We start from the raw sequence: 15620 nt of genomic DNA on the forward strand, positions 1-15620 counted from the left end.
AACGACGTCCCCGTGACCGACACAGCCACGACCTCCCGCCGCGCCGACCGGTTCCGCCGGCACCAGCGCGCCGTCCTGGCGTCCGTGCTGGCCGGCGGCGCACTCGTCGTCACCGGTGGCGTGATCGCCGCCGACGCCGGCCTCGGTGCCGACTCCGGCACCGCCGCGAGCGCCGCCCTGGTGGAGCCCGTCGACCGCGGCGACGCCGCCGGCCGTTCCACCGCCGAGCGCATCGCCCTCGACACCGCCGAGGTCACCACGAGCTTCACGGTCACCGTCGACGGCGAGACCCTCGACTTCACCACCGCGGCGCAGACCCTCGACGAGGCCCTGCACGAGGCCGGTATCCAGATCGGCGCCGACGACCGCGTGTCCGCCCCGCTCGCCGGGCCCGTCACCGACGTCGAGATCGTCCGCGTGACCTCGGACTCGGTCACCGAGGAGGTCATCGACGAGCACGGCACGTCCGAGGTCGAGACCGACGAGCTCGAGGTCGGCCAGACCCAGGTCCGGACCGAGGGCGTCGACGGCCGCGTCGTCAACACCTACCGCGTGACCTCCGCCGAGGGCGAGGAGGACGAGCGCGAGCTCGTCGCCAGCGTCACGGTGGACGAGCGCGTCGACGAGGTCGTCCTCGTCGGCACGCGCGAGCCGGAGCCGGTCCAGGCCGCCCCCGAGCCGGAGCCCACCGAGGAGGCGCCCGCGGCCGCGCAGGAGTCCGCGCCCGCCGAGGAGGCCGCCCCGGCCGCGGAGACGCCCGCCTACAGCGGCGGTGACCCCCGGGCGATCGCCCAGAGCATGGCCGCCTCGCGCGGCTGGGGCGCCGACCAGTTCTCCTGCCTCAACTCCCTGTGGGAGCGCGAGTCCGGCTGGAACCCGACCGCGCAGAACCCGTCGTCCGGCGCCTACGGCATCCCGCAGTCGCTGCCCGGCTCCAAGATGGCCGCTGCCGGCGCCGACTGGCGCACGAACCCCGCGACGCAGATCGCCTGGGGCCTGGACTACATCGCCGGGCGCTACGGCACCCCGTGCGGCGCGTGGGGCCACTCGGAGAGCGTCGGCTGGTACTGATCCACGCCGCAGGGTCAACGGTTCCTCGCTGACCGCACACGTCTGCGCCGAAACCACCCTTCCGCGCCGAACCCACAGACCGCACGCCGAGCCGGACCACGCCGTGGTCCGGCTCGGCGTCTTCCCTGTGCGCCCGGTGGGATCGTGTGGGGCGGGCGCCGGTACCTCCCGCGTCACGCACGTAGGCTGTCCCCTTGTGAACGAACCGTCCGACGTCTCGCTGCTGGGCGCCTCGGACGTCCGCGCGCTGGCGGACCGGCTCGGCGTGCGGCCCACCAAGATGCTCGGCCAGAACTTCGTCCACGACGCCGGGACGGTCCGCCGCATCGTCCGTGCCGCCGGCGTCCGCCCCGGTGAGCGGGTCCTCGAGATCGGCCCCGGGCTCGGCTCCCTCACGCTCGCGCTGCTCGAGGCCGGGGCCGACGTCGTCGCCGTCGAGATCGACCCCGTCCTCGCCGCCGCCCTGCCGGCCACGGTCGCGGAGCGCGCACCGGCCGCCGCCGACCGGCTCCAGGTCGTGACCGCGGACGCCATGCGGCTCGCCGAGCCGGACCTCCTGCCCGGGACCCCGCCCGCCCGGCTCGTCGCCAACCTCCCGTACAACGTGGCCGTGCCCGTGCTGCTCACCGCGCTCGAGCACCTGCCCTCGGTCACCGACGTCCTCGTCATGGTGCAGGCCGAGGTGGCCGACCGCCTCGCGGCCCCGCCCGGATCGCGGACGTACGGCGTCCCCTCCGCCAAGGCCGCGTGGTGGACGCGGGCGGAGCGGGCCGGGACCATCGGGCGGCAGGTGTTCTGGCCGGTGCCCAACGTCGACTCGGCCCTCGTGCGCCTCGTGCGGCGCACCGAACCGGTCGTGGACGCGGACCGGCGCGAGGTCTTCGCCGTCGTCGACGCCGCGTTCGCCCAGCGGCGCAAGACCCTGCGGTCGGCGCTGGCGGGATGGGCGGGATCGCCCGCCGCCGCCGAGCGGGCCCTGCGCGGTGCCGGCGTCGACCCGTCCGCCCGAGGGGAGACGCTGACGATCACGCAGCTGGCCGCGATCGCCGCCGCCCGCGCCGCCCGCAGTCCCACCCACGACCCGGAGGAGTCCCGATGACGACCGGTCCCACCGCCGCCCCCGTCACCGTCCGGGCGCCCGGCAAGGTCAACCTCTCGCTGCGTGTCGGGCCGCCGCGCGAGGACGGCTTCCACCCGCTGGTCACCGTCTTCCAGGCGCTCGAGCTCGGCGAGCACGTCACCGCCGCCCCGGCACCGCGCGGCAGCACGACGGTCCGGCTCGCCCAGCACGTCGACGGCGTCCCGCTCGGCGCCTCCAACCTCGCCGCCCGCGCGGCCGAGGCGCTGCGCGCGGCGTCCGGCGTCGACGCCGGGGTCGAGCTGACCATCCACAAGAGCGTGCCCGCGGCCAGCGGCATGGCCGGCGGCAGCGCCGACGCGGCGGCCGCCCTGCTCGCGTGCGACGCCCTGTGGGGCACCGACCTCGGCGCCTTCGACCTGCACGCCCTCGCGGCCAACCTCGGGTCCGACGTCTCCTTCCCGCTGTTCGGCGGGAGCGCGCTGGGCACCGGCCGCGGGGAGCGGCTCGTCGTGATGCCGGACGTCGGCGAGTGGCACTGGGTGCTGGCCACCCAGGCCACGGGACTCTCGACGCCCGCCGTGTTCGGGGTCTACGACTCGATGCACGGCCATCCGCGCGGCGGCCCGCCGTCGGTGCCGAGCATGCTGCACGAGCCCTCCGCCCCTGGGACGCCGCATCCCGGCGACGGGAGGCCGACCACCGTGGGGCCGGGCACCGCAGGGCCGGGCAGCGGCGGGCTCGCCCCGGGCGCCCACGAGGCCGCGATCGGCGACGCCCTCGCCGACGGCGATCCCGATGCCCTCGGCCGCCTCCTGCTCAACGACCTGACCGAGCCTGCGCTCGAGCTGCGCCCCGAGCTCGGCGACGTCCTTGCCGCGTTCGAGCGTGCCGGCGCCCTGGGTGCCGTGCTCTCCGGCTCCGGGCCGACCGTGGCCGCCCTCGCGCTGGACGCCCGGCACGCGGCGTCCGTCGCCGCCGTCGTGAGGGGCGCCGAGGTCGCCGACCGGGTCCTCACGACGACGGCACCGGCCCGGGGTGCCCACGTGGTCGAGGCTGCGCCGGAGACCCCGGCGAACCACGGCGCCGGTGGAGCCGCCTGATGGCCCACCTCCTCGGCGCGGAGAACCTCCGACTCATGGCCGGCCCGCGGGTGCTGCTCGACGGCGTCGGGCTCGGTGTGGACGACGGGATGCGCATCGGCGTGCTCGGCCGCAACGGTGCCGGCAAGTCGAGCTTGCTGGCCGCGCTGGCAGGACGGCGCCCGCTCGACGGCGGCCGCGTCACCTCGCCGTCGGGCACGCGGATCGCCGTGCTCGACCAGCAGGACACCCTCCCCCCGGGCGCCCCGATCCTCGACGCGGTCCACGGCGGCCTCGCCGAGCACGAGTGGGCCGGCGACCGCACCGTCCGTGAGCTCCACGAGGGGCTGATCGCCGAGCTCGACCTGGACGCCGACGTCGACACGCTCTCCGGCGGTCAGCGTCGGCGCGTCGCCCTGGCGGCCGTCCTCGCGGCCCCGGCGGAGGTCCTCGTCCTCGACGAGCCGACGAACCACCTCGACGTCGAGGGCGTCGCCTTCCTCGCCGCCCACCTCACGGAGCGCTTCGCGTCCGGCAAGGGTGCGCTCCTCGTCGTCACCCACGACCGCTGGTTCCTCGACGCGGTGTGCACGCGGGTCTGGGACGTGGTCCCCGGGCACGACGGCGCGGGCGGGCGGTCCCCGGTGCCGGGCCACGTCGAGACCTACGACGGCGGGTACGCCGCCTACGTCCTCGCGCGCGCCGAGCGCGAGCGCAGCGCCGCCGTCGCCGCCCAGAAGCGCAACAACCTCCTGCGCAAGGAGCTGGCGTGGCTGCGCCGCGGTGCCCCCGCGCGCACGTCCAAGCCCAAGTTCCGGCTCGACGCCGCCGCCGCGCTCATCGCCGACGAGCCGCCGCCGCGCGACACGCTCGCGCTGACCGACGCCGCCGGCGCACGACTCGGCAAGGACGTCCTCGACCTCGAGGCCGTCACCGTGCAGTACGACGCACCGCCCCCGATCCTCGACGACGTCACCTGGCGGCTCGCGCCGGGCGAGCGCGTGGGGATCGTGGGGGCGAACGGCGCGGGGAAGTCGACCGCCCTGCGGCTGCTGGCCGGCCTGCAGGAACCGACGAGCGGCCGCGTCAAGCGGGGAAAGACGGTCGAGCTCGCGGTGCTCACGCAGGACACCGGCGAGCTCGACGACATCCCGCAGCTGCGGGTCGTCGAGGCCGTCGCCGACGTCGCCGAGCACGTGAGCGTGGGCGGGACGGACCTGTCGGCGAGCCAGCTCGTCGAGCGCCTCGGGTTCGCCCGCGAGCGCGCCTGGACGCGAGTGTCCGAGCTCTCCGGCGGCGAGCGGCGGCGCCTGCAGCTGCTCCGTCTCCTGGTCGCCGGCCCGAACGTGCTGCTCCTGGACGAGCCGACCAACGACCTCGACACCGACACCCTCGCCGCCGTGGAGGACCTGCTCGACTCGTGGCCCGGGACGCTGGTCGTGGTCAGCCACGACCGCTACCTGCTCGAGCGCGTCACCGACCACCAGGTCGCCGTCATCGGCGGCGACATCCGGGACCTGCCCGGCGGCGTCGAGGAGTACCTCGAGCTGCGCCGTGCCCAGCGCGAGTCCGCAGGTGGCGGGCGGACCCCGCTGGCCGCGGCCGGCCCGACTCCGGAGCCCGGCACGGACGGCGCGGTCACCACGGACCCGGCCGGGGGAGGGGCCGGCGCGTCCGGTACCGCGAGGACCCCGGATGCCGCGCGCGAGCGGGAGGCTCGCAAGAATCTTTCTCGCATCGAGCGGCGGATGACGAAGCTGAGCGGCCAGATCGAGCGGCTCGACGCGCAGATGGCCGAGGCGGCCGAGCAGCAGGACGTCGGGCGGATCACGTCGCTCGCCGCGCAGTCGGACCAGCTGCGCGCCGAGTCCGACGAGCTCGAGGAGGAGTGGCTGCACACCGCCGAGGAGCTCGAGGGCTGATCGCTCCGGCACCCCCGGGTGTTCATCGGACGGGTGCGCGCGCGTCGCGCCGGGGTCATCGCAGGTTCATACGCCCCTGCTTGGGTGACCGGCGTCGATCCCACGCACCCACGAGGAGCCCATCAGATGCGCCTGCCACGCCCCGGACGGGCGGCCGCCGTCGCCGTCACGGCGACCCTGCTCGCCACCCTTGCCCCCGCCGCGGCGGTCGCCGACGACGACGAGCGCACCAACGTCATCCTGCTCATCGCCGACGGCATGGGCTACAACCACATCGATGCCGCCAGCCTCTACGAGCACGGCACCGCGGCCTACCAGGACCAGGGCGACAACCCCTACCTCGCGGCGCACGGCTCGGACAGCGTGACGTCGGAGGAGTACCAGGAGTTCGAGACGCGGCTCTCGATGGACACGGGTTATGTCTTCAGCCCGGCCTACTCGACCATCGAGGCGTGGGGGCACCCGCAGAACGCCACCCGCGACCAGCGCGACGGCTCCTGGCTCAACGTCACCGACTCCGGGGCCGCGGCGACCGCCCTGTCGACCGGCGTGCGCACGCGGGGCGGCTACCTGGGCTGGGACCGCGACGAGGAGCCGCTGACCGACATGGTCGACGTCGCGAGCGAGGCTGGCCTGGCGACCGGGGTCGTCACGAGCGGCCAGTTCTGGGGGACACGCCGGCCGGGTTCGCCGTCCACGCCGACGACGGCGACGAGGACCTCATCATCGACCAGCTGCTGCGCCACGAGGACCTCGACGTCGTCATGGGCGGCGGCCACCCCGCGTTCAGCAACAACGGCGAGCCGCAGGCGCCGGGCTACCACAACATCCCGCGCGCGGACTGGGAGGCGATCGCGGCCGGTGACACGAGCACCGGGCTGGCGCCGTGGACCCTCGTCGAGGAGCGTGCCGACTTCCAGGCGCTCGCCACCGGCGAGACGCCGGACCGCGTGCTCGGCCTGGCCCAGACGAGCGGGGCCCTCACGCACGACCGGCCCGGCGACCGCGAGACCCCGTTCGCCGCGCCGATCGCGGACAACGTGGCCCGCCTCCCGGAGATGGCCGCGGCGACCCTCAACGTGCTCTCGAACGCCAGCGACGAGGGTTTCTTCACCGTGATCGAGCAGGCCAACGTGGACGGCGCCGGCCACCACGGTGAGCTCGGCCGCACGATCGAGAACATGATCGACTTCAACGCCACCGTCGACGCGGTGATCGAGTGGGTCGACTCGGAGTCCAGCTGGGACGAGACCACGGTCATCGTCACCTCCGACCACGAGACGGGGAACCTGTGGGGCTCGGGCACCGTCGTCGACGGCGGGGTCGAGTTCACCGGTGACTTCACGCCCCTGACCGGTAGCGCGGGCGAGCTGCCCGCGGCGGAGTTCACCGACTTCACCGATCTCAAGGAGAACGAGATCGAGGACACCCCGCACTACCACACGCACCAGATCGTGCCGTTCTTCGCCCGCGGCGCCGCCGCGTCCGACTTCGACGCGGTCGCCGACGAGAGTGACCCGGTGCGCGGGGACTACATCGAGAACACCGACGTCGCCGACGTGCTCCACGCGCACATCCGCGACCGCGCGACCGAACCGGAGCCCGAGCCCGAGCCGGAGCCGGAGCCCGAGCCGGGGCCGCCGGCGCACCAGGAGCACGGCTTCTTCCTGAGCAACGACTGGCAGGGCACCACCCACCACGCCTTCCAGTACGGACGGCACGCCGACGAGGTGCTGATCGGGGACTGGGACGGCGACGGGACGGACTCCATCGCGGTCCGCCGCGACAACCTCTACCTCGTCTCCAACGCCCCGCGCGGCGGCAACGCCGACCACGTCCTGTCCTACGGCCGTGCGGGCGACGTGGTGCTGGTCGGCGACTGGGACGGCGACGGTACCGACACCCTCGCCGTCCGCCGAGGGAACCGGTACTTCGTGGCGAACTCTCTGGACGGCGGCAACGCCGACCACGAGCTGAGCTACGGCCGTGCGGGCGACGAGGTGCTGGTCGGCGACTGGGACGGCGACGGCACCGACACCCTGGCCGTCCGCCGCGGTAACGCGTACTTCGTGGCGAACAGCCTCAGCGGGGGCAACGCGGACCGGGCGTTCGAGTACGGGCGCAGCGGTGACGCCGTGCTGGCCGGCGACTGGGACGGCGACGGGATCGACACGTTCGCGGTGCGCCGCGGCAACGCCTACTACGTGAAGAACTCCCTGGCCGGTGGCAACGAGGACGTCCTCGTGCACTTCGGACGAGCAGGTGACGAGGTGCTGGTCGGCGACTGGGACGGCGACGGCACCGACACCCTCGGGGTGCGGCGCACGCCCTGACGCCCCGATGTCCCGGCGGCCGAGGAGGTGCTGGTCCACCTCCTCGGCCGCCGGGGGTTCACCCCGTCCGCGGACATGCCCGGGACCACGCCCGGGTGGCAAGGGTGACAAACCTGGCTCGGAGGCGTGATCCGCGCGGGCCGGCGTCCAGATGACGCTCGCGCGGTCCGCACATATCTTCGTTAGAGCATCCCGTGCGCCCCGACGCGGTCGGGAGCGGACCCGAGCGGTGCGTGTGTGCCCCGATCGGTCGGGGACACGGCGCGAGGCGACGCCGCGCATGGACGCGCCGATGAGGACCGGGCGCTTCCGCCGGTGCTCGACGCCACCTCGACGCTGCCTGGACAGGTCGTCCGCGCCCACTCGGCGTCCCCCCTCGGCGGCCGGGTCCGGAGCGGACGGATGTCCGCGTCCGGAGACCCTCGGGCGTCGTCCCGGGTTAACGGACGCCGTCGGTGGTCACCGACGGTCAATGTCGCGTTGACACCGGTGGGTCTCGGAGGTTTCCTGTCGATGGCACCTCCGGCTGGTCGGAGTGGTCCGAGGACGATCGTCAGGCTGTCGACGACGACGCTCCCGGCGCCCGCCGTCCCGACGGACGGCGGAGCGACCGGGCGCCCGGCGGGAGCCCCCGGACCGCGAGCTTCCGACCCGTCGGAGGGCAGGATCGTCGGGTTCGGCGGTGGGCGTCCCTCGGGGGCTCGCACCGACCGGTCGTGCCGATGCTGCCGGCCGCGGACTCCCCCACCGCGGGTGCGTGCCTCCCCTCGGAGACGCAAGGAGCACATCGACATGAAGCTTTCATTCCTCCTCGCCCCTGACGTGCCGCCTCTGTCGCAGACCCTGCGGCGGATCGCGAGCCTGACACGTCGGCCGAGAGGCGAGGAGTCATGCCGCTCGCACATGCATGGCTGAATCCTGACTCGGACGGCATCTGGAGCGACGACCCGCGATCCGCGGTGGACGAGGTCCTGCGCGCGGTGCAGGTCGAGCGCGTCGGCGCGGTGCTCGTCGGCACGCCGGAGGACCGTCGGGCGGTGACGCAGGCGGCCGTCGACGAGCTGCGCGCCGAGCGCCCGGTCCATCACCTGCACGGCAGCGCGTTCGTCGCCGACCTGCCGTACGGGGCGCTGTCGATCCTCCAGGCGCGCTCGGGCGTGGGTCCGGAACCGACCTGGTACCGCATGGCCAAGGTGCTCGGCGAGTACCTGGCACCGGTCGGCGAGGAGCCGGCCGTGGTCATCCTCTCCCAGCCCCGCGAGATGGACCCGAGCTCCGTGACGGTGCTCGCTCAGCTGGCGCACCAGCGTCGGGTGGTCCTCCTGGTGCAGTGCGACCGGATGATCGACGTGCCGCCCGACCTCGCGGTCCTCGCGCGCTCGGGCGACCTCGCTCAGGTCGCCGTGCGTCCGCTCACGCCCGCCGGGACGCGGGCGCTGCTCGTGGACCACCTCGGCGGGGAGGTCTCGCGCGTGGCGGCGACCGTGCTGTGGCGCTACGGCGGGGGACATCTCGGCCGGCTGCGCAGCATCGCCGACGACTGCGTCGGGTCCGGCAGGCTCCGGGAGGTCGACGGTCGCTGGGTGCTGACCGACGGTCCGCTCCACGGCGGACGGGGCGTGCCCGGCGAGGACGTCGTCCTCAGGCGGATGCCCGACGAGCGCCGTGCGCTGCTGGAGCTGCTGGCGACGCGCGGCCCGGTCGAGACCGGCGAGCTCATCAGGAACGGTCACGGCTCTGACCTGGACTCGCTGCAGGCGCAGGGCATCGTCACGGTCCGGCGCACGCCCGCCGGGACGGTGGCGGCGGTCGAGCCCGTGTGGCGCGACCGTGTCGTCTCCGCACTGGACCCGGAGAGCAGGTCCCGGCTCGAGCGCGAGGCGTCGGAGCAGGACGGGCCGGCCCGGCTGCTCGAACGGGCCGAGGACCGGCTGGCCTCGGCCGATGCGGCGGGTGCCCTGCGCCTGCTGGACCGGGCACGGGTGCCGGGCCGCCCGCCGGGAGGGGCCGGCACGCCGGAGGGCGCCGGCACGCCGGGGGGAGCCCGCACGCCGGGGTCCGCCGCTGCGGCCGGGCCCGACGACGTGCACGGACACCTGGTCTGGGCCCGGGCGCGGGCGCTCCTGGCCCTCGGGGAGGTCGGCCGCGCGCAGGACGAGGTCGACGCCGCCGCGGACGACGACTCGCCGTGCCTGCTCGTCCTGTCCGCGACGATCGCGGCGCTGGTCGGGGACCGCTCGAGGACCGAGGACCGACTGCGGCGGACCGCGGACCCGCACCCCGGGGTCCGCCTCGATCCCGGTCGCCCGGGCCGCAACCAGGAGTCCGTGCGACTGCGTGGCGAGGCGACCCGCGCCGAGATCCTCTCGCTCACGGACGACCAGGACGGTGCGCGGGCGGCCGCGGCACGGGTCCACGCGGAGCTGTCCACCTACCGTCGCCGCGGGGTCCTCGACAGCGTGATGGGTCCCTACGACCGGGCGGCGATCGCCGCGTCGCTGCTCGAGACCGCGCTGAGGTGCGGCGACCTCGCGACCGCCCGGGGCCTGGCCGACGCGATCCTTCTCGCCCGGCACGGCAACCCCCAGGCGGTCCTCGACGCCGAGCTCGGGCTCGTGGTCCTCGACCTGCTCTCCGGCCGTCCGGACGAGGCCGAGGCGTCGGCCACCGGTCTCGTCGAGCAGGCAGCCGCGGTCCACGACCCGCAGGGCCGGGCGGTGGCCCAGGCCCTGGTCGACTGCTGCCGTTCACTCAACCCGCGCGCGGACCAGGGTCCCGCGCCTCGCCGGCCGGCCGGCCGCGCGACCGAGCCGCCGGACACGCACCGGGCGGTGCCGCTCACCTGGGGCCGGTTCGGCTGGTTCGCCGAGCTCGCGCGCGCGGTGGCGGGTACGCCTGCCCCGGGCGACGACGCCGCGCCCTCCCGTGTCGACGACGTCGCGTCCGCCCGGGTCGACGACGCGCCCGCGCGGCTGGGCCGGCTCGCCGACCGGGCGGGCCACGAGGGTCTCGCCGTGGTCGAGATGTACGCCCTGCTCTCCTCCGCGCTGCTCGGGGACGCCACGGTGGCCGGACGGCTGGGGAGCGCCGTCGCCCGCACCCGGGCGGTGGTGTCCGGTCCCGGCGCCGAGCTCGCCGTGGGGGTCCGCGAGAACGATCCGGGGCGCACCCGCGCCGCCCTGACCGCGATGGCCGCCATCGGGTACCTCGCCTGGAGCTACGGCGCGCCGACGTCGGTGGTCGCCACCCTGCCGGCGGCCGACGCCCGGCGGCTCGCCGAGGTCGTCGCCAGGACCCGCCCGTTTGGCGCCGAGCGCGGCGGGTCCGACGAGCCCGGATGGCTGCGGTCCCTCACGCCGCGCGAGCGCGAGATCGCCGTCATGGTCGTCGACGGGCTGTCGAACGCCTCGATCGCCCGACACCACCGCATCTCGGTCCGGACCGTCGAGGGGCACCTCGGTCAGGTCTACGCCAAGCTGCACGTCCGCGGCCGATGGGGCCTGAGCCGGCTCGCGACGGACCGGCCGGTCCTCGAGGAGGCCGGGGCACAGCGGACATGACGGCACTCGACCACACGCTGTGGGACGCCCACATCGGCGTGCTGCACGAACGGCTGAACGACGTCGACCGGGCCGGCGTCGTCGTCGTCGGCGCGCCCGGGTCCGGGACGACGTCCCTGGTGCAGGTGCTCCTGCGGGACGGGGGCGGACCGACCGCGCTGACCGTGCAGTGCGGTCCCGCGCTCGTGGACGTCCCCTACGGCGCGCTGTCCCCGTACCTCACCGACCTCGAGGTCGTGCAGGGACCGGTCGACGTGCTGGCGGCCGTGCAGCGGCACCTGGACGGGATCGCGTCCCCCGCGCAGGACGGGAGCCGGCTCCGACCCGTCATCGTCGTGGAGGACTGCCAGTTCCTGGACGCGGCCAGCGCGTTCGTCCTCGCGCTCCTGGCCCAGAACCGCGAGGCCGTCCTGCTCGCCACCAGCGTGGGCCTGCGCGGGGAGTCCGGCCTGGGCGCGCTGGTGGACACGGGCCTGCTCGCCGCCGTGACGATGCCCGCCCTGGGGCTCGCGGAGACCAGCGCGCTGTGTGCGTCCGTCGTCGGGGCCCGACCCACCGGCGGCGCGGCCGCGACGATCCTCGGCATGACGGGCGGGATGCCCGGGCTCGTCGTCGCGTTCCTGGCGTCGGCGGACGAGCAGGGCATCCTCGTGGGTGCCGACGGCGAGACCTGGACGAACGGGGGCCCGGACCGGTGGACGCTGCTCCGACCGGCCCCCTCGGTCGACGAACGGCTCGTCGGCGTCGTCGAGGGGATGCAGTCCGAGCTCACCGACCAGCAGCAGACGGCGGTGACCATGCTGGCGCTCGTCGGACGCATGCCGGCCGCCGAGCTGCGCGCGGCGGTGGGGGACCAGGTCCAGGACCTGTGGGACACGCACGTGGTCCGCGGCACCCCCGAGGGGGACGTGGAGCTGAGCGCGGAGCTGTACGGCGAGGTCATGCGCTCGATCACGCCGCCCGGACGGGGTGCCGAGCTCATGGCGCGGCGGCCGGCCTCGGTCGCGGGGCCCCCGCGACGGCAGCCCGCGCGATCCGTGGCCCGGGCCGTCGAGAGCGGGCTGCCCGTGCCCGACGAGGACCGCGTCGCGGCCGGCTACGAGCTCCTCGCGAGCCGGGACCTCGCCACCGCCTGGTTCCTGGCCGCGCGGCCGGCGGACGCCGCGCACGAGGAGAGCGTGGTGCTGCGTGCGGAGGTCATGCTCGCCGCCGGCCGAGCGATGTCCGGTCGGACCGACCTCGTCGAGGTGGCCGACCGCACGCAGGACGTGCACGTGTTGTCCGAGGTGCTGGCCGCGCTGGCGATGGACCGGGCCCAGGAGGGGGCGTCGACGACCCCGTGGGCCGCGCTGAGCGAGGTCTGGCTCGAGCGGCAGGACCGCGCGCTCCGGGCCGGGCGCACGGCGCCCGCCGCGACCGGCTCGCTCGCGGCGTGGTGGTCGGCGCTGGACCGCGTCGACGTCGCCGACGAGTCGGCCCGGCTTCTCGACCTGAGCTCCGCGGTCGCCACGGACCCTGAGGCCCCGACGGTGATGCGTTGCGTCGCGCACTGGGTACGAGGATGCCTGCTCACGCGGGCGGGGCGCCTCGTCGACGCCGCGGACGACGCCGCGCAGGCCGACGCGCTGGTGGCGGGGGACGCACGGGTGTCGGCGCTCCTGGGCGTGCACGCGGTCGTGCACCTGGTGGAGGCGCTGCTGCTCGTCGGGGACGTCGACGGTGCCGCCCGGGTCGTGGCCGACCGGCGCGGCGGGTCGGCGTACCGGAGCCACGCCTGGGCCGGCACCCTGCAGTCCCTCGACGGGTTCGTCGAGCTCGCTCGCGGCCGCGTGCGGCCGGGTGGCCACGTGCTCCGCGACGCGGCGTCGGACCTCGACCAGTGGGACCCGGTCCGCCTCCGGCCCCTGGTCACCGCCCTCGAGGGAGCCTCCGCCGCCCCGCCCGTCGGCGCACCCGCGGGCGGCACGTCGCTCGTGGACCGCGTCCGGGACGCGGGGCCCCACGGTCGGACCGAGCGCCGGCTGCTCGCGTCCGGCGTCGCCGAGGTCGTCGACGACGCCGGGCGGGAGCACGCGCCCGGGAAACCCCCGGCGTGGGCGCGGATCGTCGCTGACGCGGAGGTCGCCGCGCACCCCGCCGTCGCGCTGGAGATCCTGCTCGTCGCGTCCGCCGTCCGGGACCCCGACACCGCGGACGACGAGCTGGTCGCGGCCATCCACCGGGCGGGCCTCCTGCTCGACGGGCCACGGGCCGACCTCGTCGTGCGTGCCCACGACCCGGCGATCGCCGGGGACCCCGTGCGCCTGTCCCAGGTGGCTGAGCAGGCCATGACCGAGGGCTTCCCGGTGGTCGCGGCGGACGCGTGGGCACGCGTGGTCCGGCTCCACGACCGGGCGAACGACCTGCGGCGGCGCGGCGAGGCGTTGCGGCACCTGCACGGGGTCGTCGGAGAGCTCGGCGGGGTGCCCGGCCGGTACGTGCGGTCGGCGCTGGACCTGGGGGCGCTGACGCCCCGGGAGCTCGAGATCGTCCGGCTCACGCTCGAGGGACGTCGGAGCGGCGAGATCGCCAGGACCCTCGTGGTCTCGCCCCGGACCGTGGAGGGGCACCTCTACCGGGCCTTCGCCAAGCTGGGCATCAGCGACCGCACCGAGCTCCGGGACGTCTGGCCCTGACCCGTCCAGGTGGTCGGTGCGCATCGACCACGTGGTTCCACGTGGTCCCCGGGGGGGGCGAGCGAGTACCGCCCACCGATGTACGGGCGACCGGCCGTTCCTAGCGTCGAGGACGGACCGACGGACCCGCCGTCGGAGACCCGGCGCAGCGCCCCCCACGCGCGCCGGTGCTGCCACCCCCCGGAGGCCCCCGTGCACTCGCAGTCGACGACGACCCACGACCGACCGAGGTCGGCGCGCACCGGGACGCTCGGCGCCCTCGGCGCCCGCGTCCTCGAGGTACCCACGCCCGCCACCGTCCCGCACACGGACGCGGGACCCGCGCCCGAGGTCCTGAGCCCGGCCCCTGCGGCCATGAGCCCCCTGCGGCCCGACGTCGCACCGGACCCGCCCGACGTCCACCGCCGCGTCGACTGGTCGCGGCGCTACCGACGACGGGTGCACGCCACCGACCTCGGCGTCATCCTCCTGGCCGTCGCCTGGGGGACGTGGGCATCGGGCGACGTCGCCGCCGGGGCCACGGTCGCCCTCGGAGTCGGGCTCGTCCTGGTCTGGAGCCTGGCCCTGCAGCTGTTCCGCACGCGGTCCCCGCGCCGGATGGCGGTCGGGGCCGAGGAGTACAAGCGCGTCGTCGGTGCGACCGCCGCCACGGCCGGCATCGCCTGCTCGGTCACGGTCCTGCTCGGCGCGGACCTCTCCGCGCACGCGCGCCCGCACCTGACGCTCAGCCTGCCCGTCGGGCTGGCCGCCCTCGTGGTGGGCCGCTGGGTGTGGCGGACGTGGCTGCACCGGCTGCGCCTGCGCGGCGTCGCGCTGTCGGACGTCGTCGTCGTCGGTCAGCCGGCCGACGTGGCGTACGTGACCCGTCAGATCGCCCGCCGCTCCGCCGTCTGCTACCGCGTGGTCGGCGTCGTCCTCGACGTCCCCACCGACCCGCCGGCGGGGCCGGCACCCGAGGACGCCGGGACCGGCGACCCCGACCGGGACGGCCCGCCGGCGCCCCCGACCTTCTACGGCGTCGAGCGCGTCCCGCAGGCGGTGACCGAGCTGGGGGCCGACTCGGTGGTCGTCGCCGGCCCGCTGCGTGCAGGCACGAGCGCCATCCGCACGCTCGGCTGGTCCCTGGAGCGGACCCGGACCGAGCTCGTCCTCGTGTCCTCCCTGGTCAACGTCGCCGGTCCGCGCATCACCATGCGCCCCGTCGAGGGCCTGCCGCTCCTGCACGTGGACCAGCCCCGGTTCGAGGGCGGCCGCCACGTGGTCAAGCGGGGGCTCGACATCCTTGGTGCGGGCGCGGGCCTGCTGATCGCCTCGCCGCTGCTCCTCGCCGTCGCCCTGATGGTCAGGTGGGACTCGCCCGGCGGAGCGTTCTTCTCCCAGACGCGGACCGGCCGGTACGGGCGGCCGTTCCGGATGGGCAAGTTCCGCACCATGGTCGCCACCGCCGAGCAGGACAAGGCGGCGCTCGCGGCCCGGAACGAGGGCGCCGGCCCGCTGTTCAAGCTGAAGGACGACCCCCGGGTCACCCGCGTGGGTGCCGTGCTGCGCCGGCACTCGCTCGACGAGCTCCCGCAGCTGTGGAACGTCCTGCGCGGCGACATGTCGCTCGTCGGCCCCCGCCCCCCGCTGCCGGAGGAGGTGGCCACCTACGAGGGCCACACCGGCCGTCGGCTCTACATCAAGCCGGGCCTCACGGGGCTCTGGCAGATCAACGGCCGGTCGAACCTCGACTGGGAGGAGAGCGTCCGCCTGGACCTTTACTACGTCGAGAACTGGTCGGTCACCGGCGATCTCATGATCATGTGGCGCACCGTCAAGGTCATGGTCAGACCCGACGGCGCGTACTGATGAGCATCTCGGCAGACGGCGTCGGCGGCGACCGTCGGCGCACAGCACAGG

10 protein-coding genes and 1 pseudogene are annotated in these 15620 nt (G+C 75.5%); 9 read left to right on the top strand and 2 right to left on the bottom strand.

Annotated features, from left to right (window positions below):
* Positions 1–12 precede the first annotated feature (12 nt).
* From AC24HA_RS04080 to AC24HA_RS04095, 4 genes are all read left to right on the top strand, one after another.
* Positions 13–1071 (top strand): resuscitation-promoting factor, encoded by a 1059-nt coding sequence (locus tag AC24HA_RS04080; protein ID WP_425709324.1) that lies wholly within the window; start codon positions 13–15, stop codon positions 1069–1071.
* Between the two features lie 196 nt (positions 1072–1267).
* A complete protein-coding gene (gene rsmA, locus AC24HA_RS04085; RefSeq protein ID WP_425709325.1) occupies positions 1268–2170 on the top strand; it encodes a 16S rRNA (adenine(1518)-N(6)/adenine(1519)-N(6))-dimethyltransferase RsmA in 903 nt (300 codons plus the stop codon).
* Positions 2167–3252, top strand: a complete 1086-nt coding sequence (locus AC24HA_RS04090; protein ID WP_425709326.1) for a GHMP family kinase ATP-binding protein — start codon at positions 2167–2169, stop codon at positions 3250–3252. Before rsmA ends, AC24HA_RS04090 begins: the two co-directional genes overlap by 4 nt.
* Positions 3252–5153, top strand: a complete 1902-nt coding sequence (locus tag AC24HA_RS04095) for an ABC-F family ATP-binding cassette domain-containing protein (RefSeq protein ID WP_425709327.1) — start codon at positions 3252–3254, stop codon at positions 5151–5153. Before AC24HA_RS04090 ends, AC24HA_RS04095 begins: the two co-directional genes overlap by 1 nt.
* A 66-nt stretch (positions 5154–5219) precedes the next feature.
* Here the strand turns inward: AC24HA_RS04095 and AC24HA_RS04100 are convergent, their stop codons facing one another.
* A complete protein-coding gene (locus tag AC24HA_RS04100; RefSeq protein WP_425709328.1) occupies positions 5220–5504 on the bottom strand; it encodes a hypothetical protein in 285 nt (94 codons plus the stop codon).
* A gap of 54 nt (positions 5505–5558) precedes the next feature.
* Here AC24HA_RS04100 and AC24HA_RS04105 point away from each other — a divergent pair.
* Positions 5559–5753: pseudogene (locus AC24HA_RS04105) on the top strand (hypothetical protein); the annotation flags it as partial.
* Here the strand turns inward: AC24HA_RS04105 and AC24HA_RS04110 are convergent.
* Entirely contained in the window at positions 5720–5932 is a 213-nt protein-coding gene (locus tag AC24HA_RS04110) for a hypothetical protein (RefSeq protein WP_425709428.1), read from the bottom strand. The pseudogene AC24HA_RS04105 and the gene AC24HA_RS04110 sit on opposite strands and share 34 nt — an antisense overlap.
* Between AC24HA_RS04110 and AC24HA_RS04115 the strand changes: the two genes are divergently transcribed.
* The 4 genes from AC24HA_RS04115 to AC24HA_RS04130 all read left to right on the top strand — a co-directional run bounded on the left by AC24HA_RS04115 (position 5891) and on the right by AC24HA_RS04130 (position 15569).
* Positions 5891–7486 carry an alkaline phosphatase gene (locus AC24HA_RS04115; protein ID WP_425709422.1) on the top strand — a complete coding sequence of 532 codons (1596 nt, stop codon included), beginning with the start codon at positions 5891–5893 and terminating at the stop codon, positions 7484–7486. The two genes, AC24HA_RS04110 and AC24HA_RS04115, sit on opposite strands and share 42 nt — an antisense overlap.
* An 890-nt stretch (positions 7487–8376) precedes the next feature.
* Entirely contained in the window at positions 8377–11046 is a 2670-nt protein-coding gene (locus AC24HA_RS04120; RefSeq protein ID WP_425709329.1) for a helix-turn-helix transcriptional regulator, read from the top strand.
* Positions 11043–13721, top strand: a complete 2679-nt coding sequence (locus AC24HA_RS04125; protein WP_425709330.1) for a LuxR C-terminal-related transcriptional regulator — start codon at positions 11043–11045, stop codon at positions 13719–13721. The genes AC24HA_RS04120 and AC24HA_RS04125 overlap by 4 nt, the downstream gene beginning before the upstream one ends.
* Positions 13722–13913: 192 nt before the next feature.
* A complete protein-coding gene (locus tag AC24HA_RS04130) occupies positions 13914–15569 on the top strand; it encodes a sugar transferase (protein ID WP_425709331.1) in 1656 nt (551 codons plus the stop codon).
* Positions 15570–15620: the final 51 nt, after the last annotated feature.

The sequence above is a fragment of the Georgenia sp. Z1491 genome (assembly GCF_057652395.1).

What these genes read in the sequence shown, in the direction of transcription:
- AC24HA_RS04090 (WP_425709326.1), top strand. Translation starts at nt 2,167, where the DNA reads ATGACGACCGGTCCCACCGCCGCCCCCGTCACCGTCCGGGCGCCCGGC.
- AC24HA_RS04095 (WP_425709327.1), top strand. Translation starts at nt 3,252, where the DNA reads ATGGCCCACCTCCTCGGCGCGGAGAACCTCCGACTCATGGCCGGCCCG.
- AC24HA_RS04120 (WP_425709329.1), top strand. Translation starts at nt 8,377, where the DNA reads ATGCCGCTCGCACATGCATGGCTGAATCCTGACTCGGACGGCATCTGG.
- AC24HA_RS04125 (WP_425709330.1), top strand. Translation starts at nt 11,043, where the DNA reads ATGACGGCACTCGACCACACGCTGTGGGACGCCCACATCGGCGTGCTG.